The sequence below is a fragment of the Pantoea sp. Aalb genome, assembly GCF_009829985.1.
Classification (GTDB): domain Bacteria; phylum Pseudomonadota; class Gammaproteobacteria; order Enterobacterales; family Enterobacteriaceae; genus SZZU01.
The window spans coordinates 425948-451456 of sequence record NZ_SZZU01000001.1; the positions used below are offsets into that span (position 1 = coordinate 425948).

At 27.0% G+C, this 25509-nt stretch carries 19 protein-coding genes and 3 tRNA genes; 7 read left to right on the plus strand and 15 right to left on the minus strand.

The window, feature by feature from the left end:
* Positions 1–30: 30 nt before the first annotated feature.
* From pabC to rluC, 8 genes are all read right to left on the minus strand, one after another.
* On the minus strand, positions 31–840 hold the full coding sequence (pabC, locus tag FD728_RS01685) for an aminodeoxychorismate lyase (RefSeq protein WP_159934170.1): 810 nt from the start codon (positions 838–840) through the stop codon (positions 31–33).
* Positions 841–914: 74 nt separating this feature from the next.
* On the minus strand, positions 915–2156 hold the full coding sequence (gene fabF / locus FD728_RS01690; RefSeq protein WP_159934172.1) for a beta-ketoacyl-ACP synthase II: 1242 nt from the start codon (positions 2154–2156) through the stop codon (positions 915–917).
* A gap of 90 nt (positions 2157–2246) precedes the next feature.
* On the minus strand, positions 2247–2483 hold the full coding sequence (acpP, locus tag FD728_RS01695; RefSeq protein ID WP_159934174.1) for an acyl carrier protein: 237 nt from the start codon (positions 2481–2483) through the stop codon (positions 2247–2249).
* A gap of 151 nt (positions 2484–2634) precedes the next feature.
* The gene (gene fabG / locus FD728_RS01700) at positions 2635–3369 is read right to left on the minus strand and encodes a 3-oxoacyl-ACP reductase FabG (RefSeq protein ID WP_159934176.1); all 735 of its coding nucleotides are present in this window, start codon (positions 3367–3369) and stop codon (positions 2635–2637) included.
* Positions 3366–4313: an ACP S-malonyltransferase gene (gene fabD, locus FD728_RS01705; RefSeq protein WP_159934178.1), complete on the minus strand. Its 948-nt coding sequence runs from the start codon at positions 4311–4313 to the stop codon at positions 3366–3368. The genes fabG and fabD overlap by 4 nt, the downstream gene beginning before the upstream one ends.
* A gap of 17 nt (positions 4314–4330) precedes the next feature.
* Positions 4331–5284: a beta-ketoacyl-ACP synthase III gene (locus FD728_RS01710; protein WP_159934180.1), complete on the minus strand. Its 954-nt coding sequence runs from the start codon at positions 5282–5284 to the stop codon at positions 4331–4333.
* Between the two features lie 971 nt (positions 5285–6255).
* Positions 6256–6426 carry a 50S ribosomal protein L32 gene (gene rpmF / locus FD728_RS01715; RefSeq protein ID WP_159934182.1) on the minus strand — a complete coding sequence of 57 codons (171 nt, stop codon included), beginning with the start codon at positions 6424–6426 and terminating at the stop codon, positions 6256–6258.
* Positions 6427–6809: 383 nt separating this feature from the next.
* A complete protein-coding gene (gene rluC, locus FD728_RS01720) occupies positions 6810–7784 on the minus strand; it encodes a 23S rRNA pseudouridine(955/2504/2580) synthase RluC (protein ID WP_159934480.1) in 975 nt (324 codons plus the stop codon).
* A gap of 577 nt (positions 7785–8361) precedes the next feature.
* Between rluC and rne the strand changes: the two genes are divergently transcribed.
* Positions 8362–11133 carry a ribonuclease E gene (gene rne / locus FD728_RS01725; protein ID WP_159934184.1) on the plus strand — a complete coding sequence of 924 codons (2772 nt, stop codon included), beginning with the start codon at positions 8362–8364 and terminating at the stop codon, positions 11131–11133.
* Between the two features lie 111 nt (positions 11134–11244).
* On the opposite strand, the gene murJ is transcribed toward rne, so the two are convergent.
* Positions 11245–12789, minus strand: coding sequence for a murein biosynthesis integral membrane protein MurJ (murJ, locus tag FD728_RS01730; RefSeq protein WP_159934186.1), 1545 nt, complete (start codon positions 12787–12789; stop codon positions 11245–11247).
* A gap of 444 nt (positions 12790–13233) precedes the next feature.
* On the opposite strand from murJ, the gene pyrC reads away from it, so the two are divergent.
* Entirely contained in the window at positions 13234–14280 is a 1047-nt protein-coding gene (pyrC, locus tag FD728_RS01735; RefSeq protein WP_159934188.1) for a dihydroorotase, read from the plus strand.
* Positions 14281–14925: 645 nt separating this feature from the next.
* Positions 14926–15180 carry a biofilm formation regulator BssS gene (bssS, locus tag FD728_RS01740; protein WP_159934190.1) on the plus strand — a complete coding sequence of 85 codons (255 nt, stop codon included), beginning with the start codon at positions 14926–14928 and terminating at the stop codon, positions 15178–15180.
* A gap of 285 nt (positions 15181–15465) precedes the next feature.
* Here bssS and FD728_RS01745 read toward each other — a convergent pair whose 3' ends face one another.
* From FD728_RS01745 to uvrC, 5 genes are all read right to left on the minus strand, one after another.
* Positions 15466–16521 (minus strand): rhodanese-related sulfurtransferase, encoded by a 1056-nt coding sequence (locus tag FD728_RS01745; RefSeq protein WP_159934192.1) that lies wholly within the window; start codon positions 16519–16521, stop codon positions 15466–15468.
* Between the two features lie 803 nt (positions 16522–17324).
* Positions 17325–17407, minus strand: a tRNA-Leu gene (locus FD728_RS01750).
* 23 nt (positions 17408–17430) lie between these two features.
* Positions 17431–17501, minus strand: a tRNA-Cys gene (locus FD728_RS01755).
* A gap of 291 nt (positions 17502–17792) precedes the next feature.
* Positions 17793–18350 carry a CDP-diacylglycerol--glycerol-3-phosphate 3-phosphatidyltransferase gene (pgsA, locus tag FD728_RS01760; protein WP_159934194.1) on the minus strand — a complete coding sequence of 186 codons (558 nt, stop codon included), beginning with the start codon at positions 18348–18350 and terminating at the stop codon, positions 17793–17795.
* Between the two features lie 58 nt (positions 18351–18408).
* A complete protein-coding gene (gene uvrC, locus FD728_RS01765) occupies positions 18409–20262 on the minus strand; it encodes an excinuclease ABC subunit UvrC (protein ID WP_159934482.1) in 1854 nt (617 codons plus the stop codon).
* A 401-nt stretch (positions 20263–20663) separates the two neighbouring features.
* Here uvrC and FD728_RS01770 point away from each other — a divergent pair, with 401 nt between their 5' ends.
* Positions 20664–20888: a DUF2594 family protein gene (locus tag FD728_RS01770; RefSeq protein WP_159934196.1), complete on the plus strand. Its 225-nt coding sequence runs from the start codon at positions 20664–20666 to the stop codon at positions 20886–20888.
* A gap of 187 nt (positions 20889–21075) precedes the next feature.
* Here the strand turns inward: FD728_RS01770 and FD728_RS01775 are convergent.
* A tRNA-Ser gene (locus FD728_RS01775) sits at positions 21076–21160 on the minus strand.
* Between the two features lie 443 nt (positions 21161–21603).
* On the opposite strand from FD728_RS01775, the gene FD728_RS01780 reads away from it, so the two are divergent.
* The 3 genes from FD728_RS01780 to ompA all read left to right on the plus strand — a co-directional run bounded on the left by FD728_RS01780 (position 21604) and on the right by ompA (position 25413).
* On the plus strand, positions 21604–21927 hold the full coding sequence (locus tag FD728_RS01780; RefSeq protein WP_159934198.1) for a TusE/DsrC/DsvC family sulfur relay protein: 324 nt from the start codon (positions 21604–21606) through the stop codon (positions 21925–21927).
* A 352-nt stretch (positions 21928–22279) separates the two neighbouring features.
* Positions 22280–22597 carry a heat shock protein HspQ gene (hspQ, locus tag FD728_RS01785; RefSeq protein WP_159934200.1) on the plus strand — a complete coding sequence of 106 codons (318 nt, stop codon included), beginning with the start codon at positions 22280–22282 and terminating at the stop codon, positions 22595–22597.
* 1757 nt (positions 22598–24354) lie between these two features.
* Positions 24355–25413 (plus strand): porin OmpA, encoded by a 1059-nt coding sequence (ompA, locus tag FD728_RS01790; protein ID WP_159934202.1) that lies wholly within the window; start codon positions 24355–24357, stop codon positions 25411–25413.
* Positions 25414–25509 lie beyond the last annotated feature (96 nt).

The window sequence follows — 25509 nt, forward strand, 5'->3', positions numbered from 1 at the left end:
AGAAAAAGTCTATGTAAATCTTAATAAAAATCATTTTGTCATATTTTGACAAAATTTATTTAATTGATTAAAAAGAAAACTTTTAATAAATAAAATATTATCAATTTGCCGTACTGGTAAAACAGGCATTAAAGAATTGCATATCGTTATTTCATCAGCATTAATTACTTCTTTTTTGCTCATTTCGACTATATGACAATTTTGACCTGTAGCTATTATTTGATCTATCAAATAACAGCGCATAATTCCATTAACACCAGCATATTTAAGATTAGGTGTGTAAATATCATTGCCTTTTCTCCAAAATATATTAGCTGCACAACAGCTTATTATTTTTCCTTTAGTATCCAAGACTAATGCTTCATCTCCTCCATTATAATCACAATGCCGACGAATTAGTACTTGTTCTAATCGATTCAAATGCTTCATGCCTGCCAAAAGTGGATTACGGGCTAATTCTATAGGACTAGTAATTAATATAACCCCTTTTCCCTTTAAAATTTCATAATGATTAGGCCATGGTGATAATAAAATAATACGCGTAGGTTTGTTTTGCTTTGTTCGACTATAGCCTCTTTCTCCTATTCCTGATGTAAGAATTACTTTTAATACTGCTTTTTTATAACCTATAGCAGCATAACATATTTCTGATTCTAACAACATGAAATTAGGTAGGTTAATAAAAAGACGTTGACAATTCTCTTTTAGTCTTTTTAAATGGTTTTTTAAAAAAATAACTTTACCATTAAGAACAGCAGCAGTAGTAAAACAACCATCTCCAAATTGAACCGCACGATCAAATGCCGATAAGTTAACTGTTTTTATACCGTTTATCCACATGACATTTGCCTTAATTAATTACTTTTTATATCAATAAATATACGACTATAAATATTTATATTAGTTAATTATGTTCATAGCTTACGGAATATTAATGAGCCATTAGTACCACCAAATCCAAAAGAATTACATAATACATATTTCATACCAGTTACTTCACGTGCTATATGTGAAACAAAGTCTAAATCACAATCTTTATCGGGATTATCTAGATTAATTGTAGGTGGAATAACTTGATCACGCAGTGATAAAATAGAATAAATGGATTCTACAGCACCTGCTGCACCAAGTAGATGCCCAGTCATAGATTTAGTTGAACTCATCATAATTTTATAAGCAGCGACACCAAAAACTGACTTCACTGCTTCCACTTCTGCCTTATCACCTGCAAGTGTTGAAGTACCATGTGCGTTAATATAACTAATTTGATCTGCATTTAACTGAGCATCACGTAATGCATTAATCATTGATGCTGCAGCACCTGATCCATCTCGAGGCGGTAATGTTATATGATAAGCATCGCTACTCATACCAAAACCAATAATTTCAGCGTATATATTTGCATTCCGTTTTTTTGCATGTTCATATTCTTCTAAAACTAAAATACCAGCACCATCTCCTATTACAAAACCATCACGATCTTTATCCCATGGTCGGCTTGCTGCTTGCGGATTATCATTACGAGTTGAAAGTGCACGGGCTGCACCAAATCCACTTATACCTAAAGGAGTACTAGCTTTTTCAGTACCTCCAGCAATCATTATATCAGCATCGTTATATGCAATTATACGTGCTGCATGTCCGATATTATGCACTCCAGATGTACAAGCAGTAGCAATTGATATACTCGGTCCTTTCAAACCATATCTAATAGTCAAATATCCTACTACCATATTAACAATGGTAGAAGGAACAAAAAACGGGCTAATTTTACGAGGTCCTTCATTGATTAATAAGTTATGATTGTGTTCAATTAAACTTATTCCACCAATACCAGATCCTATAGCTGCACCTATACGAAAAGCGTTTTTTTCATTTATTATCAATCCAGAATCTACTATAGCTTGAATACTCGCAACAATACCATATTGAATGAACTTATCCATTCTACGTTGATCTTTATATGCAATATATTTATCACAATTAAAATCTTTTACTAAGCCTGCAAAACGCGTTGTATAAGCACTAGTATTAAAATGATTAATCAAATTGATACCACTCCTGCCAGCAAGTAGAGCATTCCAATTAGATTCTACAGTCTTGCCGACAGGAGACAAGATGCCAAGACCAGTCACAACTACTCGACGCTTAGCCACTTTTGTTCTCCATAAGAGAGAAAATACATTGATCTAGCAAAAATAAAATTTATAGCAGTAGCCTAACTTAAAAGGCTCCTAAAATATTTATTAATTTTGGTGGCTATTAATATAATCAATTGCTGCCTGAACGGTAGTAATTTTCTCAGCTTCTTCATCTGGAATTTCAGTATTAAACTCTTCTTCCAAAGCCATTACTAGTTCAACAGTATCAAGAGAATCAGCACCTAAGTCTTCAACAAAAGAAGCAGTATTTATTACCTCATCTTCTTTAACACCAAGTTGCTCAGCTACGATTTTCTTAACACGTTGTTCGATATCGTTCATACTATTTTATTCCCTATCAAAAATCACTTTCATGATGGTTGTCGTAGTTTATAAAATCTTGTAAAAGATACAATAAAATCCCTATTGTTCTAACAATAATTTTAGATTATTTTGTAATGTCATTTAAAATAATGCAAATATTTTAGTATTATTAAGCCATGAACATACCACCATTTACATGTAATGTTTCACCAGTGATGTACGCGGCCTTATCAGAGGCTAAAAAAATCACAGCATTGGCAACATCCTGAGGATAACCTAACCGCCCTATTGGGACTTCTGCTAAAATAGCAGTATATTTATCTTCGTTAAGTGCACGAGTCATTTCAGTATCAATAAAACCCGGTGCTACAATATTCACAGTAATACCACGCGATGCAACTTCTCGAGCCAATGATTTACTGAAACCAATCAGACCTGCTTTTGCTGCAGCATAATTTGTTTGGCCTACATTACCAATTGAACCTACTACAGAACCTATTGTAATAATACGACCAGATCTTTTTTTAACCATAGCACTTATTACTGATTTAGAAAGGCGAAAAACTGATGTTAGATTAGTATTTATAATATCTATCCATTGATTGTCTTTCATACGTACTAATAAATTATCATATGTAATACCTGCATTGTTAACTAAAATATCCACTTCTCCAAATTCTTTGCGTACTTTATTAAGCATTTTTTCAATAGAAGAAACATTTGTAACATTTAATAGAAAACCTTTACCAGCATTTCCAATGTAAGAATTAATAATTTCTACGTTACTTTCACTTGTAGCAGTACCAATGACTTTTGCACCTCCTTGAGCTAATGTTTCTGCAATAGCACGTCCAATACCACGACTTGCTCCAGTTATTAATGCAACTTTATCTGTAAAAATCATAATTTTTCCCTTATGGTTTTTAAAAGAGCTTTTTTAAGTGAAACAGGATCATTTACTGTCGTTGCAGACAAGCTATTAGTAATTCGTTTAGTGAAATTAGTCAAAACTTTACCTGGACCTATTTCAAATAATTCTTTTATACCTAGCATAGCCATAAATCTTACTGTTTCTGTCCAACGTACTGGACTATACAGTTGACGTTCTAGTGCATATCGAATTGCTTTCGCTTTTTTTTCACACTTTACATCAACGTTATTAATTACTGGTACTATAGGTGTATTAAAAGTAATAAATTTTAATGCTATAGCTAATTTTTTAGCTGCTGGTTTCATTAAGGAACAATGTGATGGTACAGTTATTGATAATGGAATAATAAGTTTAGCATGTGCTTTTTCACAGGCTAAAATAGCTCTTTTAACCGCTTCTTTGTGACCAGCTATGACTGCTTGTCCAGGTGAATTAAAGCTCACTAAAGATACCACTTGATTATAAGAACTATCTTTACAGATCTTTTGAAGATATTTATCCTCTAAGCCAAGAACAGCATACATAGCACCTTGTCCTTCTGGTACTGCTTCTTGCATTAACTTACCACGTAATTCAACTAATTTTATAGCATCAATAAAATCTAAAACTCCAGAGCAAACTAAAGCAGAATATTCACCTAAGCTATGACCAGCCATTATATATGGTTGCCTACCACCTTTACTTTGCCAAACACGATAAATTGCTACGGAAGATGCTAATAGTGCTGGTTGTGTATTCCAAGTTTTATTTAATTTCTCATTAGGTCCATCTTGTACTAACTTCCATAAATCAAAATCTAATACTTCAGAAGCTTCACGAAAAGTTGCTTCAATTTGCATATTTTCTTCTGCTAATTCAGTTAGCATTCCTACAAGTTGGGAGCCTTGTCCTGGAAAAATAAAAGCAAAAGGTATCATTTATTAGCCCATTTTAATCAAAATCGAATTAATGCAGAACCCCAAGTAAAACCACCACCAAAAGCTTCAAGTAAAATTAATTGTCCTGGTTTAATACGACCATCACGAACTGCTTCATCTAATGCACTTGGTACTGAGGCTGCAGATGTGTTTCCGTGTCGATCAAGTGTTACTATGACTTTGTCCATACCCATCCCAAGTTTTTTTGCTGTAGCGCTTATAATACGTAAATTTGCTTGATGCGGTACTAGCCAATCAAGCATTTCACGATGAAGGTTATTAACCCTTAATGATTCATCAACAATATGAGCTAGTTCAGTAACTGCGACTTTAAAAACTTCATTTCCGACCATAGTAAGATATGCTGGTTTATTTTGATGTTCGCGATCTTGGTATGGCAATGTTAATAATTTTCCATAACGACCATCTGCATGTAAATGAGTAGAAATAATTCCTAGTTCTTTACTTGAACCCAATAATACAGCACCAGCACCATCTCCAAATAAAATAATAGTATTACGATCGGTGGGATCAAGTGTTCTAGCCAGTACATCAGTCCCAATTACTAAAGCATATTTTACTGAACCAGTTTTAATGTATTGATCAGCTACACTAAGAGCGTAAATAAAACCTGTACAAGCAGCAGCTAAATCAAATGCAGCACAGTCATTAATTTTCAACATTTGTTGAATCATACATGCTGAACTAGGGAAAGCATGACTAGAAGAAGTTGTAGCGACTATAATCATAGTAACATTTTTTGCATCAATTCCTGACATTTCTAGAGCACGTTGTGCTGCTGTAAATCCCATGCTTGCTACAGTTTCATCAGGTGCAGCGATACGACGTTCATGAATGCCGCTACGGGTAACAATCCACTCGTTGGAAGTTTCTACCATTTTTTCCAGATCTGCATTTGAACGAATCTGTTCAGGTAAATAGCTACCAGTACCTATAATTTTGGTAAACAACGCTCTGTTACTCCTGACTAATACAACATCAAGACATGCAGAAATTATTTCGAGTATTTTTCATCGTATCGCCTGCTCTGTCCATTATAATGATTTTTACGGTAATTTCGCATGTATTTATCATGATTTTAAATTACTCTTTTACTAAATTCTTTATATACAAATATTATGTTTATCAAAATTAAGATAAGCAAAATTTTTCATTACATATTTTAAACTTGGTGTTCTAGTTATTTTATTCCGCGAGTAAAGAAAAACTTATTTTTGTTTAGATAAATTTGATTTATCTATTAAATACATTTTAATACATAAAAAATATAATTTTTTTGGTAGGTAGATTGGTAGTTTTAAGTAACTAACTATTAGTTACTAACTATAGTTATTAAATTGTAATCATTATTGCAGAAAAAAAAGAAGTTTTAAGTTCTATCACTTATAATATTTGTATAGGTAAAATTAGTTAATATTTTTTAAATATTTCTGCAATATAATTGAAAATTACAAATTTAATAAGCATGCAATTATCTAACTAAATTAGTATTAATACTAGAATCTAACATATTATCATTTTATATTACTAGTATTGAAAATACATCAAATCAAGCCAAGCTAATAAATACAATTTAATTATTTTATTTATAGATTTATATTAAGAATCTTAATGTTCTTTATTACCTTAAGGTTGAAATTTATATTTCTTTTTAGTGCTATTTAAGTAGAATTAACTATAAAAGTTCAATATTAAGTATGTAAAATACATATAGTAAAAATAACTTAAACAATTCTTAAATATATAGAAATAGAATTGTAATAAATAAATACATAATGAAATAGATTTTCGATAATCAATAATGTGTGTAATAAGAATAAGAAGATACAGAAACTTTTATGTATATCGAAGTAAGTATTAAAATATTAATTACAAATATTCAAATGATCAAAATATTTAATATATTTAAGTGATCTTAAAATCACATCGTAATCATCTTGCGACCTCGATAATAACCATCTTTAGTAAGATGGTGACGTAAATGAGTTTCACTAGAAGATTTATCGACTGATAGAATTTTAGTAATTAAAGCATCATGAGAACGACGCATACCTCGTTTAGATCGAGAAGGTTTATTTTGTTGTACAGCCATGAATTTTTACTCCTATTAATATGTTAATTTTAATAAAGATGTTTAAATATAACAAAATTAAACTATAATATTTTATTTTTATATAATATTATAGTTTAAAATTTAAAATAAATACCAACTTAAGTAAAGTTCTTGTATCAAAGAAATTGACTATTCACATAATAAAATTTAATATTTCATTATTATATAAATATATATATATATATACTTATTTACAATGATTATTATACATTTATATTTTTTTTTATTAATAAAAAAATTAATATTATCTTTTTTTATGTATTATAGTAGAAAATGTAAGTTATAATGTTCTAAATAATTATATTTTAATTTTTAAAAACATCTTCATTATCTTTATCATTATTACTCTTCATTACTCTTCATTATTCAAGCTTATGATTTGTTTTACTTCGTCGTAACTGCAAAAGACAATTTTTTAAAGTATTATCAAGAGGCGCTTTAATATGTAAAATTTTTCCTGTATTAGGATGTATAAACTTTAAAGAAATAGCATGTAAAAAAAGACGTGATAAACTAGTTGTATTTACTAATACATTATTAAATTCTTGATTGCCATAACGTTCATCAAAAGCAATAGCATGACCACTATGAGACATATGTACTCTAATTTGATGTGTTCGACCAGTTATTGGCCTAGCCTTAACTAAGGTAGCACAATCAAACCGCTCTTCTACCTTAAAGTGTGTCTCTGATTCTTTTCCTCTGACACTTACACGTACTATATGTTCTCCAGTATGCAAAATACTTTTTAATAACGGTGTCTTGATTATTTTTAAGTTAGATGGCCATCTACCTTGTACTAATGCTAAATAATTTTTTTCCATTTTTTTTTCGCGTAATTGTTCATGTAATGCACAAAGCGTAGAACGCTTCTTTGCAATCATTAAAACACCTGAGGTATCTCGATCTAATCGATGCACTAATTCAAGAAAACTTATATCTGAACGAAGTGGTCTTAACATCTCAATTAATCCATAGTGTAAACCACTACCACCATGTACAGCCATACCAGTAGGTTTATTTAGAATTAATATATAATCATCTTCATATAAAATAGAATCTGATAAAGTAATACGTTTACCTAACTTAAATAAGTTTATTTGTTTTTTATGTTTGGTGATATGTAGTGGTGGCAACTTCACTTCATTACCTTTCTCCAACTTATATCCTGGTTTAATTCGTTTTTTATTTACCCTTACTGATCCTTTACGAACAAGACGATAGATAACACTTTTAGGAATTCCTTTTAATTTAGTACGTAGAAAGTTATCAATTCGTTGCCCAGTATTTTCATCTGTAATAACGATAAACTGCATATTAAAATTTTCTATCTTTATCATAATAATTTTACAAATATATATATTTGATAGTGATATTACTTTTAATTTATAAATTTTTCTTAATTTTTGTTAAAAAATAATACTTTAATTTTTTCAAAAGTTTCATGAATATACATGCATATTCATGACATGCATAACGAATAAATTGTACTCCTCAGACACAAGTAAACTTGCTATATATTAACAAACAATGAAATAATAATAAGATTTCCATATTAGGAAAATTTAAGTAATAAATACTAAATAAAATAATAGAATAAATCATTCTACCTAAAGAATTATAACAAGCAATAATGATAAAAATAATGATAATTATAAGCATAATTTGGTTATAGCATCGTCAATAGACTTATGATGTGTGGTTTTCAATACTAATAATTAGTTAATATTTCCACATAGTATACATATTTCTTTTAATACAAATTAATACAAAAAATCCCCGATAAAATTTATATCGATCTTTCTGTTATTAAAAACCCATTAAGTATAGATACATGAATATAATTTTATTAAGGGGATTAACAATATATATCTACAGATTTATCAATCATGTAAGAATAACGAGTATGTTACAATGAAAAGAATGTTAATTAATGCAACTCAACAGGAAGAGTTGCGTGTTGCCCTAGTTGATGGACAACGCTTATACGATCTGGATATCGAAAGGCCTGGGTACGAGCAAAAAAAAGCAAATATTTACAAAGGTAAAATTACGCGAGTTGAACCAAGTCTTGAAGCAGCATTTGTTGATTATGGCACTGAACGTCACGGTTTTCTTCCTTTAAAGGAAATTGCTCACGAATATTTTCCTATAAACCATCATTTGCAGGGTCGTCCAAATATTAAAGATATATTACATGAAGGTCAGGAAGTTATTGTACAAATTGATAAAGAAGAGCGTGGAAATAAAGGGGCAGCATTAACTACATTTATTTCTCTCGCTGGGAGTTATTTAGTACTTATGCCAAATAATCCTCGTGCTGGAGGTATTTCACGTCGTATTGAAGGAGAAGATCGTACTGAACTAAAAGAAGCTCTTGCTACATTAGAAATTCCAGATGGTATGGGATTAATTATACGTACCGCTGGTGTAGGTAAATCAACTGAATCATTACAATGGGATTTAGGATTTCGTTTAAAACATTGGGAAGCAATTAAAAAAGCAGCAGAAAGTCGTCCAGCACCTTTTTTAATTCATCAAGAAAGTAATGTTATTGTTCGTGCATTTCGTGATTATTTACGTCAAGATATTGGTGAAATTCTTATAGATAATCCTAAGGTAGTTGATTTAGCTCGTCAACATATCACAGCACTTGGACGTCCAGACTTTAGTAGTAAAATTAAACTTTATATCGGTGAAATTCCGCTGTTTAGTCATTATCAGATTGAATCACAAATTGAATCGGCTTTCCAACGTGAAGTACGTTTACCATCGGGCGGATCCATCGTTATTGATAATACAGAGGCACTTACTGCTATTGATATTAACTCTGCCCGAGCTACGAGAGGAGGAGATATTGAAGAAACAGCATTCAATACTAATCTTGAAGCAGCTGATGAAATTGCACGACAACTACGTTTACGAGATTTAGGAGGACTTATTGTAATTGATTTTATCGATATGGTACCGATACGACATCAACGTACAGTAGAAAATCGATTACGTGAAGCAGTACGTCAAGATCGGGCAAGAATTCAAATTAGTCATATTTCACGGTTTGGTTTGCTTGAAATGTCACGTCAACGATTAAGTCCATCATTAGGTGAATCTAGTCATTATGTATGTCCTAGATGTAGCGGTACTGGTAATATTCGTGATAATGCATCACTTTCACTTTCTATCTTACGTTTAATTGAAGAAGAAGCACTTAAAGATAATACTAAAGAAGTACATGCTATTGTACCAGTACAGGTCGCATCTTATTTATTAAACGAAAAACGTGATGCAGTTAGCGCCATTGAAAAAAGACAAGGTGGAGTACTTGCCATTATCGTTCCAACTAATCAAATGGAAACTCCACATTATTCTGTATTACGTGTCAGAAAAGGTGAAGAAAGACAAGCTTTTAGCTATCAACTTCCAACTTTACATGCAGCTGAAATGGTATTACCTACAGCACAACAAAATTCTGAAAATCGCAATCCAGAACAACCAGTTTTAGCTGCTTTTGTAATATCAGATTCATCTTCTACTAAAATAAAGTCTTCTAAAAATAAATCAACTACAAAATTAGGAATTATATTTAAAACAATAATATATTCTTATATACTTGATATAAGTGCTAGTTTTATAAAAAACTTAATATGTAGATTAAAAAAAATTTTCATTCATAGAATAATTAATAAAATTAAATTTAAAAATAAAAATATCAAAGATGATATACAGTCATTTAGTACTCCTTATGAACATATTAATGTATTCCATAAATTTGAAAATACTCAAACATATAAAATACAAGAGCAAAACAATAATCAAGAAAAAATTATTTATAAATGTGGAAACAAACTATATGAAGATCATAAAACAATACTACCTGAAGAAACACGTCAGCAACGTGTTGAACGTCAGAAACAACGTCAAGAAGAAAAAAGAGTATTAAAACAAGAACAAAAAATAGATCATGAAGCTATAGTAACAATTCTTCAACAACCTATTAATCCTGACATGCAAGAAAAGGATCATATATTATTTAATAATCAACAATGTCATTATGATAGTAAAAATAATGGTAGCGTTGTTTTACCTCGTCGTTCACGACGTTCACCACGTCACTTACGTGTAAGCAGTCAGCGTCGTCGTCGATATCGTGATGAACGTTATCAACCGCACTCTGTGATGCCACTAGAATCAGCTTCTGCTTCAATAGAAATGGCATCTGGTAAAGTTTGGATTAACTATCCTATTGAACAAATTGAACAGAAAGAAGAATCAATTAAGAATGATTTCAATCATACACTTCCTCAATATGGTCAGTTAGAAATAACTTCTGTAAATTCTTTAGAATCCTCTACTAAAGAAGAATCGTTTATACAAAATAAAACATCTGATATTGACTCATTACATGTACTCCAACTAAAACAACTTACTAATACTATAGCGTCATTTACTAAACCTCATATGTATATGAATAAACAAATATCATTCAATAAAAATGTTAAAACTCATTTTAATAATCATGTTTCTGCACCAATGACTAGAGCTCCAGCTACTGTATGGAAAGATGAACCAATTCGTGATAGCGATTGGATACGACCTCCATTTAATTTTAAAAGACATGGTTTTGCTGGTGGTCATAGTGCTACTCACCAGGCTAATGCACCAACAAGTAAACCAGAAAACGTATAATTTATTCAATAATTATTAAATCTTAAAAATAAAAATTATTAGTTTAAAAATTTAAAGTCAAAGCTAAAGAACTAAAAAGTATAAATATACTAAATATTTTTAATAATTATCTCATTTATATGAATATTTACTACAGACAAAATCTTTTATACGGAAACCTAGTATAATAAGTGTTAAAAAATATATTATTACACCTATAATACAAACTATCGTTAAACGTAATAAACGCCACCACATTGGTCCTATTTCCCATGATGTGATTATCTGTAGAATAATTAATAAAAATATTGCCATTACTATTACTGCAGTTAATACTTGCATGAAAAATTTAAACCATCCGGTTTGAGGAGAAAAAATATCTTTTTTACGGAGCTGCCAATAAAGTAAAGCGGCGTTCAAACATGCTGCCAAACTAATAGATAAAGATAAACCAGCATGTTTAAAAATTCCTATAAAGAGTAAATTCATTAACTGTGTCATTATCAGAGTAAAAATAGCAATTTTTACAGGAGTTTTAACATCCTGACGAGAATAAAACCCAGGTGTAAGTACTTTAACTAATATGATCCCTATTAATCCTATAGAATATCCAATTAATGCATTTTGCACCATATAACTATCAAAAGAAGTAAACTTACCATATTGAAATAATGCTATTGTTAGAGGACCGGACAAAATAATAAGAGCAATCATACTTGGCATAGTTAGTAAAAAACACAATCGTAAACCCCAATCCATTAAGCGTGAATATTCATCATAATTACCGTTAATAAAACTTTTAGCTAAAGTAGGAAGTAAAATAGTGCTAATTGCTACTCCTAATATCCCAGAAGGAAATTCCATTAATCGATCAGCATAATACATCCAAGAAACTGATCCAGAAATAAGAAAAGAAGCAAAAATAGTATTTATAATTAATGAAATTTGGCTAATAGATATACCTAAAATAGCTGGACCCATTTTTAGTATAATACGCCATATACCTATATCTTGAAAATTAATACGAGGTAAAACTAACATATTAATCTTTTTTAAATATGGAAGCTGATAACATAACTGAAGCATACCACCTACTAATACTGCCCATGCAAGAGCCATGATAGGTGGATGAAAATACGGTATAGCAAATAGCGTAAATCCAATCATACTCAAATTTAATAATGTAGAAGTAAATGCTGGAATTGAAAAATAATTCCAAGTATTAAGGATAGCACTACCCAATGAAGTTATAGATATAAGTAAAATATAAGGAAATGTTATACGTAATAGTGTAGTAATTAAATTAAAGTTACTTATAGAATTAACAAAACCTGGAGCTATTAATTTAACAATCCAAGGTGCAGTAAAAATTCCTAAAATTGTAATGATGATAAGTATCAAAGTTAGTAATCCGTAAACATAAGAAATAAATCTTCTAGTCACATTATCTCCTTGTTTACTTTTATATTCAGCAAGTATCGGTAAAAAAACTTGTGAAAATGCACCTTCAGCAAAAATCCTTCGCAATAAATTTGGCAACTTGAAAGCTATGAAAAATGCATCAGTTGATATCCCAGCTCCAAAAATAGATGCTACAAGAGCATCTCTTATAAAGCCTAATACACGAGATAAAAAAGTTATTGAACTAATCGTAAACAGAGATTTCAATAAATTCATAAGGGAATAATTAATGTTTTATATTATTAGTAATTTACTTATTTATTATTTTAAATACACTTATGTATTATTTTAAATACATTAAGTATAATTAATGTTATAATTTCTTTGTTTAGGTATCTTTTATTATAAAAATAAATATTATATATTATTTATAATTAATTAATTTAAAATAAATTTATACAAATGTTAAATTAAAATATATTTTTTTATACTTAAATATTTATAAGTTAATATAACTAATACATATATTTTAATTTTTTAATACACATAGTTAAGTAACTTAAAATATAGATATAAATATAGATATATTTTCATAATAGTTCGAAATATTCATCATAATTTACGTATAAGCTATTATTTGTATATTTAGTAATTTTTAATCTAAAATAGAATAGATAGATAGAATAGATAGGTAGAAATATTCTTCAGCATGGATCTTAAATGATAGTCAAACAAAAACAAATTACAATTCGTAGTCCTGATGACTGTCATGTACATTTGCGCGATGGATATATACTAAAACGCGTGTTACCTTATACCAGTAAAGTAAATAGTCGGGCTATTGTTATGCCTAATTTAATTCCTCCTATAACTAGTATAAAGACTGCAATTGCGTATCGTAAACGTATTCTAGCTGCATTACCTACAAAACATAATTTTATACCACTAATGACTTGTTACCTTACTGATTCAATAGATCCAAATGAAATTGAACATGGGTATCGTGAAGGTATTTTTATAGCTGCTAAATTTTATCCAGTACATTCTACTACAAATTCTAGTTTTGGAGTTACTAAAATTACTCGTATACAAAAAGTATTAGAACGTATGCAAAAAATTGGTATGCCAATCTTAGTTCATGGAGAAATAACCGAACCACATATTGATATTTTTGATCGTGAAGCACGTTTTATAGAAATAATTTTAGAGCCTTTACGTAAACAATTACCAGGATTAAAAGTTGTCATGGAACACATTACTACTAAAGAGGCTGCTCAGTATGTAGCTTCTGGCAATAAACTATTAGGTGCAACCATAACACCACAACATTTAATGTTTAATCGTAACCATATGTTAGTAAATAAATTAAATCCACATCTTTATTGTCTTCCTATTCTTAAAAGGAATATACATCAAAACGCACTACATAAATTAATTGCCAGTGGGCATTGTCGTGTTTTTCTAGGTACTGATACTGCACCTCATTTACGTTTTTTTAAAGAAGCTAGTTATGGTTGCGCTGGAGTATTTAACTCACCAAGTGCATTACCAGCGTATGCAACAATATTTGAAGAAATAAATTCCCTAGAATATTTTGAAAGATTTTGTTCAGAAAATGGAGCTAAATTTTATAATTTACCCTTAAATAAAACTACAATTACTTTAGTACGTAAACCTTGGAAAGTTCCAAATGGAATTTATAATAATACATTAATTCCATTTTTAGCTGGTAAAGTTTTAAATTGGCGGATTAAAAGTAATGTATAAGCTAAATATAAAATTTTAGAAAAAAATATATTGAAAATTACTATATTTTATCTTTTAATTAACTATAATATATTTTATAATATGAATTAATATATTCATTTATTGCATACGTCTATACTTTAATAAAAAACTAAAAATATTTAAACATTATTTTTTATGTCTTTATCCTGTAATATTCATTAGAATCTAGCTAGTTGTATTTTTTCTTTTTTTTATAAAGATAAATTTTGCATTGTATATCACATATTAAACTAGTATAATAGTATAATATAGTATTATACATTCATAATCAACATCAACATCAACTCAATTAAAGTTTAAACATTAGATTTACTTTTTTAATATTTAACACACTAAACCTTGTGTTTAAAAGAAATTACTACAATATTTTTACACTACTCTATAGAATAAATATTCTATAGCATAATAACTATACTATCATTCTTGTAGATGTATACTAAATGAATGCAAAAATATGTAGAATTATTAATTATATTTTAAATTAATTATTTAACAATTTTTGTTTTTCTTATTTTAAAGCCAATTTTAAAAAACATAATGTCTAGTTATAAATATCTTATTAGTACACGATAGAAATAATTAAATCTTAATAAGCTCTTCCTTTAACTAATTAAGGAGGTTATAGTGGACAGAAATAAAGATGTCATTCAAACTTATCCATTAGTAGGATGGGATATCAGCACTGTAGACAGCTATAACGCCATGATGATTCGCTTGCACTCACTATCATCGCAAGACCAAAATAAAGAAGAAGCTGACATAGGGTTAACCTATTGGTTGACTACTGATGTAGCCAAACAATTTATTTCAATACTCCAAGCTGGTATTGCAAAAATAGAATCTACAGAACAGTATCTACTTAATAATCAAAAGCACTAATATATAGTGTTTATTAAAAGCACCCTTTAGAGGTGCTTTTAATAATAAATAACGACATATTATTTACATCTGTCTGTTTTTAATATAAATGATAAATGCAATATAATATATTATTAATATATATAATAATTTTTTTAAAAAAATTAACATAGAACTCATATATAAAAAAATATAACAATATATTTATTGTATTAATATTTTAAATATTAATTAATTTTAATAGGAAGGTATAATGATTTATATCATAAACATAAATTTCTAAAATTCAAAGATAAAATCTTATATTTAATTTTCTTTGAAATGAGTATTATAATATTTTATTAAACCATATGATTTATTAAATATTTTATTAGCATTAGCTCCATTTTTAGTTAAACGTGCTTTAATTTGTTCTTTATACGAAAGATTTAAATGATTCATACAGAATATACTGCAACAATTATTATATTTATTAGCACAACTAGGGCACTGAATGAATAATAGATGACAAGAATTATTAATGCAGTTAGTGTGGCTATCACAAATCATATTACACTGATGGCAGCTAGAAATAATATCCTTAGAAATACGTTCCGCCATACGTTCATCAAAAACAAAATTTTTTCCTCTAAAACGTATAGGTAAACCTAGTTGACGTGCACAACGAATATATTCAATTATTCCACCTTCAATATGATAAACATTATGAAAACCATTGTACTTCATCCAAGCACTAGCTTTTTCACAACGTATACCCCCAGTGCAGTACATAACAATATTTTTATGTTTCTCCTTTTTCAACATATTAACTACCATTGGTAATTGATCACGAAATCTATCAGCTGGCACCGCAATAGCAGTATCAAAATGTCCTACTTCATATTCATAGTAATTACGCATATCAATAAATATAGTATTAGGATCATCTAGCATTCTATTTACATCTATTGCTTTAATATAATTCCCTATTTTGCTAGAATTAAAACTGTTATCTTCTATACCATCTGCTACAATACGTTTTCGTACTTTTAGGCGAAGAACCCAAAAAGACTTACCATTATCATCCAATGCAATGTTCATACGGATATTATTCAATGCAGGATCAAAAGTATAAATCATTTCTTTCATTTTTTGATATCGGTTAGTTGGTACACTAATTTGCGCATTTATACCTTCATGAGCAACATAAACTCGACCAAATACTTCTAGTTTAGTTAAATTGATATAAAGATCATCACGAAATATTTTTGGATTTAAAATTTGAAAATACTTATAAAAAGATACTGTAGTGCGTTCTTTATTTTCATTAAGCATATGTTTTTTTAGTTCTTTATTGGAAATAAAATTATGTAAAACCGGCATGATATTTATCCTAAATAATATCAAGTTAAATTAAACTTATAACGTGATTAAATTAAATAATCATAAATGATAAGAACAATTCATTACTGTTTTATTATTAATAGTTGTAAGATATTATATATCTATTGAATAGTATGAAAATATTTTTTCATACTATAAAAATATAAAGTAATTTATAAAAATTTATTAAAGTTAAAGAAACATTCAAATATTCTAATGAAAAATAAAAAGCATTAAGAAATATTTAAAAAATTAAGCGGTAATTATTATTTTTAAAAAAAATTAAATATAAAAATGAATTGATAATTCAAGTTGATTTTGAATTAATAGTAAAAATATATTAGTATTTATATACTAAAAGCCTCGAAAAGTAAAAAGTTAACACTTTATTTTCTTTTTTTTATTTGAAATTTAATAAATATTAAAGTAATAATTAGATTAATTATTTTATTTAAGATATTTATATAAATAATATACCTTAACTAAGATAGAATATAAGAAAATAAAATAAATTATAAATGACAAAACAATTTATATGACTTAAATGAATTTTATATTGATTTTAATCAGCATTAGTTTAGTATTTATTAAATAAAATTTAATAATTAAAATATATATACTATATATTACTATAATTTAATATTATATTGCTATCTTATAGCAATTAATGATGTTTTTTATTAAAAATTTGAATTGATTTATTTATAATAAATATATATTAATAATTAATTAATATATTACTTTTTATAAGAGTTTTACATAGCTAAATCAAAAATAATAAAATTATATATTTATAAGTACAATGCCCAGAGCGGGATTTGAACCCGCACGACTATAAGTCGAGGGATTTTAAGTCCCTTGTGTCTACCAATTCCACCATCCGGGCCAAAAAAAAATACTATACAGCAGAGGCGCGTCCCGGAATTGAACCGAGGTTGGCGGATTTGCAATCCGCTGCATCACCACTCTGCCAACGCGCCTATTTACTTTATTTAATATTATAATTAAATTTATATTTTTATTTAGAATTTAATTATTTTAGTCAAGTAAATAAATTTAAATTATTTTAATATAATATATCTTTAATTTTTAATAAAATACATTTTTTATTTTATAGATAGATGCACAATCTCAATAAATCACAATTATTAAAAAATAATATTTACATTTAATATAATAATACAAATTTTAGATATATACTACTTTACTAAATAAGTCAATAAAACTATCTTACTTATAGAATCATTTTATTTACTAATATTATTAAAATATTAACAATGAATTTTATAAAATAATACAATATATACTACATTTAAGTATTGAAACATTGACCAAAATGTTAAAAAAGCAGCTATGTATAATCCTATAACTCCTATACCTATTGCAATAATATCTGGACGCCACAATAATAAAAACAATGATAACATCTGTAGCATTGTTTTTATTTTAGCAATACTTGATACAGCTATTTTTTTACGTTTACCAATATCTGCCATTAATTCACGTAAACCAGAAATAATTATTTCTCTTATAATAATAGTAGCTGCTGGTAAGGTAATCCACCACACATGAAAACATTCTATAATAATGACTAACGCTATAACAACCATTATCTTATCAGCTACTGGATCGAGGAACTCTCCAAAATGAGTTATTTGATTCCAACGTCGAGCTAAAAAACCATCAAACCAATCAGTTATCGCAGCAATTAAAAAAATTAATGCGGTTATAAAAGCTGATTGATGAAAGGGTAAATAAAATACTATAGCAAAAAAAGGAATTAAAATTATTCTAAATATAGTAAGACATATCGGAATATTAAATTGCATATGTTAATAATTATCTTGTAACATGTTTATGTTACTAAACTGTTTATTTTAATTTAAGTTAATAATTAAGCGAATGATAAATTTTTTTAGCTAAAATAAAAGAAATACCAGGCACTTTAATAATATCTTCAACACTAGCATTTATTAATGATTGTAATCCTCCCATATATTTAAGTAGTTTTTGTCGACGTTTTGGTCCTATTCCTTTAATTCTTTCTAAAGAACTAGTACACTGTATTTTTACTTGTTTTTTTTGATGACTAGAAAGTGCATAGTTATGAGCAGCATTACGAATATGCTGAATAATATGCAATTCAGGAGAATCATGTGGTAAAAATATTCCCTTTCCTTCTGTTTTTAAAAAAAGAGTTTCTAGGCCAGTTTTCCTATATTTACCTTTAGATATTGCAAGTAACACAGGATGATCTTTATTCCAAGAAACTTTTAATGCTGAAAATATATTTTCAGCTTGTAATAATTGACCTTTACCACCATCAATTAAAATTAAATCTGGAATTTTATTTTTTTCTATATTTTTGTTGTATCGACGAAAAAGTACTTGTTTTATTGCTGCACAATCGTCACCAGGTAAAATACCATCAATGTTAAAATGACGATAGTCAGAGAATACAGGTCCATTTTTATTATATGCTACACATGAGGCAGTTGTATACTCACCCATAGTATGACTTATATCAAAACACTCTATACGATTAATATTATCTATTTTTAAAAAAGTTGCTAATGCAATAAAACGTTTCTTAATAATTAAGCTCTGCGAAATATAACTTTTTAATGCATTCATTGCATTAATTTTTGCTAATTTAAGATAACATATATCATTAATATGTAATTTATATTGGATATTAATTTTATGTCCAGCGATTTTGCTTAGTAAATCTTCAAGAAGATTAGCTTTTGGTAAATTAAAATGTATAAGAATACTATTTGGAAATTCAAGTGTTTTTTTATTACTAAAATAAAAATCAGTAATAAATTTTTGTATAACTTTCATAAGTTCAGTAGAAATAGATAACTCTAGAAAATGATTACTATTCCTTAATACTTTACCATGTCGAATAAATAACATATGTAAACATATAATTCCATAATCATAAGCTAATCCGATGACATCGATATTATCTTGATAATTTTTATTTAAAAAAATATTTTTAAAAATACAATGTTTTTCAGTAATAGTATTAATTTCTTTAATCTGACTATATAATCGATCAGCTTCTTCAAAATGTAGTGCAATACTAGCTTTTTCCATTCGTGTTACTATTTTATCAATTACTTTATTACTCTTACCAGTCAAAAACATTCTAACATAATTTGTTTGAACTTTATATTCTTGTTCATCTACTAGTCCAGAAATACATGGTCCAAGACAACGACCAATTTGATATTGTAGACATGGTCTCGATCGAATTCGATAAACATTATTCTTACATTGACGAATTGGAAATATTTTTTGTATTAACTTTAAAAGTTTTTGTATATCAAAACGGTTTGAAAAAGGCCCAAAATATTCACCTTTTTTATTTTGAGTACCACGATGCATTGTAATACGTGGATGTTTATCATTACTTAGAAAAATATAAGTATATGATTTATCATCACGAAATACTACATTATATCGTGGTTGATAAAGCTTAATATAATTATACTCAAGCAATAGTGCTTCTGTTTCAGTCTGTGTTACTATTACATCAATGCTTTGAATATTATTTACTAGTATCTCAATTTTACGATTATTTATCTTTGAATAAAAATAACTACTTAAACGGTTTTTAAGATTTTTAGCTTTGCCAACGTAAATAACTATGCCATTTTTATTATACATGCGATAAACGCCAGGTTGAGTAGTTAAATGACTTAAAAACTCTTTAAAATTAAAAATATTCTTCACAGTTGTGTTTTTTTCACTACCATGTACTAAAATAGACATAATAAATTACCAAAAATATAAAATAATTTTATATCTTATTAAATTTTGAATTCTTTGAACTTTTTTAAAGGCATGTTAGAAATAGTATATAATAATTTTTTATTATATAATTTATACCTTAATTACAATTAAAACAAAAAAATTATATTGAAAATTATAAGTAGAATACTTGTAAGTCTTTAAATAAAAAGAATATAAGTTCTAATAAATGTTAACGTATTTTACATTAAGAAAAAAGTTATATTAGTATTTTCACAAAAAATGAATATAAAATTTTAACACATCAAATTTATATTTTTAATAGTATATTTACCTCCATAACTTTTAAAATATTTTAATAATTAAAGGAGAATATTATAAATATGGGAGATAAAGATTTTATAACTTCAGAGGAAAATTTAGCACTAGCAGATGAAGTTGCATGCTTAAAAATGTTAATAACTCTTATTTTAAAAGGAATGGGGCAAGCTGATGCTGGTAAAGTAATAATACACATGGAAAGTTATATCCAAAATTTAAAAAATAAAGCTAGAGCTAAAATATTTAGTAATACTATTCTTCAAATAAAAACGGCTTATCGTCAATAAATGGAATTAACTTTTATAATTAGTATATTAATATACTAATTATAATGAAAATAATTTCATCAGTTTATAAGAATATTTAAATTTTAAATTAAATTTTATAAATATAGATATATCTATTAATTTAATTCTTTAATCTTCATTCTAACTAATTAAAGGTTAAAACTATATTTTTTATATATATAAAGTTCGGAGGAAGAGAGATTCGAACTCTCGGATGGTTTCCCATCGGCGGTTTTCAAGACCGCTGCCTTAAACCACTCGGCCATCCCTCCATATGTACTTTAAATATAATAACATAAATGTATAATATTTACTATATATTTATGTTTTCTCCATAAAAAAGAATTAAAATATTCTATTAATAGGATATTTTTTAAAATATTTGTAAAAAATAATATTTATTTATTTATATTATTAATATTATTGATAATAATGTTACATAATTTTTTTTTGAAAAATAAAGTTAATTAATATTAAAAATTAATAACGAATACAAAATAATTAAGTTAATTAATTATAAGATGTATATTAATACATATTAAATTTCGTATTTAAATACTAATTATTTTTGTGTAAATATTATATTTATGAATAAAAAAATATTTAATTGATATAAGTTTTATATATCCAGTAATAAATTAATAACATTAATATTTTAAATATATTAAAAATTGATAAAATTTAAATAAGGATAACGATTTTAAATAGGATCATGATGAAATTTAACGGTAAAGATATTGCTACTGATCAAGAAGGATATCTAAAAAATTTTACAGATTGGAATGAGTCTTTAGCTAGATGTATTGCAGCTCAAGAATTAATAGTGATGAACGAATCTCATTGGGAAGTTATTTACTTTATACGTCAATTCTATAAAGAATTTAATATATCTCCTACAGTTCGCATGTTAGTAAAGTTTATGGGACAAAAACACGGTAAAAAAAGTAATAGTCGTTATTTATTTCAATTATTTCCTGAAGGACCAGTAAAACAAGCCACTAGAATTGCAGGGCTACCAAAACCTATTAATTGTTTATAATTAAGCAATATTTAAATGTCATATTAGGTATTAATAAGTATTAATTAATGTATTACTATAGTATCATTATCAGTTAAATTATTTCAGTTCAAGTTAAAATATTATTACCAAAATATTTCATTTTTAATAATTATATATTTAAAGAATTTTTAATTAATGATATATATCATATATATAACTTAATTTATTTTTATATAGTTATAAACTTTATTTTTATAAAATTATAAAAAGTCAATAATAATTTCTATTAAATAAGACTTTAAAAATTCTTTAATTTAGAATTATTATTTAGCTTGAAAATACTGGTGTTGCCACCATATTTACTAAATATAGCAATATTCTGGAGGTTAAAATGATTGCTAGTAAATTTGGAATTGGACAGCAAGTTCGACATCGTCTTTCTGGTGTACTTGGTGTTATAGTAGATGTTGATGCAGAATACTCATTAGATAAACCTAAGCCTGAATCAATTGAAGCAATTGATTCATTGCGTTCTGAACCATGGTATCATGTAATAATGGAAGATGAAAAAGGAGAAAGAATACATACTTATGTAGCAGAAATTCAATTAGCAAGTGAAACTCTATTTGAACATCCAGAACAACCTTCTATGGATGAATTTGCGGCTTTAATTAGGCAGCAACTACAAGCTCCATTATTACGTCATTAATAATATTTACTATACCACCATGTATTATATATTAGGTAAAAAAATACAGCATCGAATATAAGTAGAATTACATAGAATTTAAGATGATATAGCTTATCAGCATATTTTGATGGTTTTCTATAAATTTTTCTCTATATAAAAGTTCTAGTAATTTCTATATATTTCCTAATGATTAATGGTGGTTATTTTTAATTAAATATATTTATTGAAAATCTTTAAAATTTAATATATATATTAATGTATTACTTATATGTATATAAACAATATGCATATGTTAATTTTTTTACATAATATTTATATCAAAATATTTACTAAAAAAGTACTGTAGGTTATTTAAACCAATAATTAAATTTCAAATTCATACACTTAATAGTAAGGGTATATATATACTATATATTATATTATATTATATTATATTATAAGAAAAATGTAATTGAATATAAATTATTCATATAAAAAACATCTTTACAAGAGATGACAAAATATTTAAATACCAATTTAAAAGCAACTTTAAAAGTTGAGTAATTGATAGTATATTTTACTATATTATTATTATAATGATTTTATTTATTAAATACAGTTTATTTATTAAATACAGTAAGAATATTATATATATATATTTGATCATAAACATTCTTTACTGGTTGATAACATAGTAAATTAATAATAATTAAGTTTGATAATATTAAATCTATATAATTATACTAGTGTTTTTTAAAATTACTAAAATGTATAATAATGATCATAACAATTAAAAAACATTTGAACTTTAGTATATGTAGATAAATCAATGCTATAATAAATAACACTAAAAATTATAATAATATTATATATTTATTGTAATTATTTACTATAAATTTCTTTGATTTAGTAATTCCTCTAAATTGAGCATTTTAGATTAGATAAGAATATTCATTCAATAAAAATTAATTATTTTAGTCTATAGTCAATTACTTATTATTTATAATATTTTCTAAAATAAATATTTTTATATAAATATGAATAAATTTGGACTAAGTTACATTTATATATTTATTAGTATTAAAAATGGCATTTAAAAACAGTTAGAAAGAAAATGAATAAGTTATTTTTAAATCATTTATTTTATCTTATTTTATAAGATTTATGTTAATAGAAATAATCATTAAAATATTTTAATGGTTTGCAATCTAACTAATAATGTAACGTCTATGTTGAATTTATATACTATAAAAGTGCAAATAAAATTTATATTTACTGAATTATTATTTATCAGTGATTATTGATATTTAAAATCATTCCTTTAATATGCCTATTATAGTAATTTTTTTAAATATTTTTTATAAATTTCGTTTATATATGAAAAGTATTTTTTTATTTAAAAATATATTTTTTTCTTTAATATGATAAGTATAGAGCAAAGCAAAATCTTTTATTCTATTGTCGAAGTGTAAGGATCAAGTTGAAACTTATTTAAAGTGAAGTTAAAAATTAAATAATATTATAAAAAATATAATTATATTTTTTATAAATCGATTAATAGTATGTTATGTTACTTATTAAAATATATGTGTAATTACCTGTTTTTTATGATCTAGTTTTACATCATACTTGTAACTTTCCAATCTCGTTGTAGACTTTATCTTGCCACGGTGCTGAATAGGCTCAGTTTTTTTGATAAAGTCATAAACGAGCATTTTGACTCGGCAAAAGATTACAATCAAGAACAAAATTTTTGCTAATTGCATATTTGGATTTTGGATGATAACGAGGCGCAAATGAAAAAAACAGCTATAGCAATTGCAGTAGCATTGGCTGGCTTCACTACTGTAGCGCAAGCCGTCCCTAAGAATAAAACTTGGTATACTGGCGGTAAAATGGGTTGGAGTAGATACCATGATACTAGGCATTTTGGTAATGATTATGACCACAATGATGGTCCCACTAAAAAATCACAAGTGGGTGTAGGTCTCATTTTAGGATATCAAGTTAAAGAGGACTTAGCTTTTGAAGTAGGTTATGATTGGTTAGGACGTATAGCATACAAAGGTGATTTCATTAATGGTGCATTTAGGGCACATGGTCTTCAAGCATCAGCTAAATTTAGTTATCCAATATTTGATGATGTAGATATATATACTCGTCTAGGAGGCATGTTATGGCGTGCTGATGCAACTGAAAGTAGACATTTGGATAGTGAACGTATTCGTGATCATGATACAGGAATTGCTCCATTACTTGCTTTTGGAATTGATTATTCTCTAGCAGAAAGCTGGGTTACTCATTTAGATTATCAATGGATAAATCGAGTCGGAGATGCAGAGGTTACTGGTTCTCGTCCTGACAGTGGTATGCTTACTTTAGGTCTTTCTTATCATTTTAATCAAGTAAAAACAATAGCACCAGTAAGGATTATTAAGACTAAACATTTTCACTTAAAATCTGATTTTTTATTTGCTTTTAATAAAGCTACTTTAAAGGAACAAGGTAAAATAGCTCTAGAAAATCTTTACAAAGATTTAAGTAAAATGAATGCTCAAGATAGTTCTATTATTGTTCTAGGCTTTACTGACCGCATTGGTCCAGATAAGTATAATCAAAAACTATCTGAACAACGTGCACAAGCTATTGTTGATTTCTTAATATCAAAGAATATTCCATATGATAACATTACGGCACATGGTATGGGTAAATCTCAATCAATTACAGGCCATTCTTGTGATGATTTTAAAAAGCGTAAAGCCTTAATCGAATGCTTAGCACCAGATCGTCGTGTTGAAATTAATGTACGAGGTTTTCAAGACATTATATTACATCAAGCATCTATATTTATGTAAAAAAGTAAAAACCCCGGCTTAACGGGGTTTTTACTTCGTGTAAAATTATTTAACTGAATTTAAGATAATTAATTATAGATTAAATTTAATAAGACA

Coding starts and splice junctions, on each gene's coding strand:
- pabC (WP_159934170.1), bottom strand. CDS start 840: ATGTGGATAAACGGTATAAAAACAGTTAACTTATCGGCATTTGATCGT.
- acpP (WP_159934174.1), bottom strand. CDS start 2,483: ATGAACGATATCGAACAACGTGTTAAGAAAATCGTAGCTGAGCAACTT.
- fabG (WP_159934176.1), bottom strand. CDS start 3,369: ATGATTTTTACAGATAAAGTTGCATTAATAACTGGAGCAAGTCGTGGT.
- fabD (WP_159934178.1), bottom strand. CDS start 4,313: ATGATACCTTTTGCTTTTATTTTTCCAGGACAAGGCTCCCAACTTGTA.
- rpmF (WP_159934182.1), bottom strand. CDS start 6,426: ATGGCTGTACAACAAAATAAACCTTCTCGATCTAAACGAGGTATGCGT.
- rne (WP_159934184.1), top strand. CDS start 8,362: ATGAAAAGAATGTTAATTAATGCAACTCAACAGGAAGAGTTGCGTGTT.
- murJ (WP_159934186.1), bottom strand. CDS start 12,789: ATGAATTTATTGAAATCTCTGTTTACGATTAGTTCAATAACTTTTTTA.
- pyrC (WP_159934188.1), top strand. CDS start 13,234: ATGATAGTCAAACAAAAACAAATTACAATTCGTAGTCCTGATGACTGT.
- FD728_RS01745 (WP_159934192.1), bottom strand. CDS start 16,521: ATGCCGGTTTTACATAATTTTATTTCCAATAAAGAACTAAAAAAACAT.
- pgsA (WP_159934194.1), bottom strand. CDS start 18,350: ATGCAATTTAATATTCCGATATGTCTTACTATATTTAGAATAATTTTA.
- FD728_RS01770 (WP_159934196.1), top strand. CDS start 20,664: ATGGGAGATAAAGATTTTATAACTTCAGAGGAAAATTTAGCACTAGCA.
- FD728_RS01780 (WP_159934198.1), top strand. CDS start 21,604: ATGAAATTTAACGGTAAAGATATTGCTACTGATCAAGAAGGATATCTA.
- hspQ (WP_159934200.1), top strand. CDS start 22,280: ATGATTGCTAGTAAATTTGGAATTGGACAGCAAGTTCGACATCGTCTT.
- ompA (WP_159934202.1), top strand. CDS start 24,355: ATGAAAAAAACAGCTATAGCAATTGCAGTAGCATTGGCTGGCTTCACT.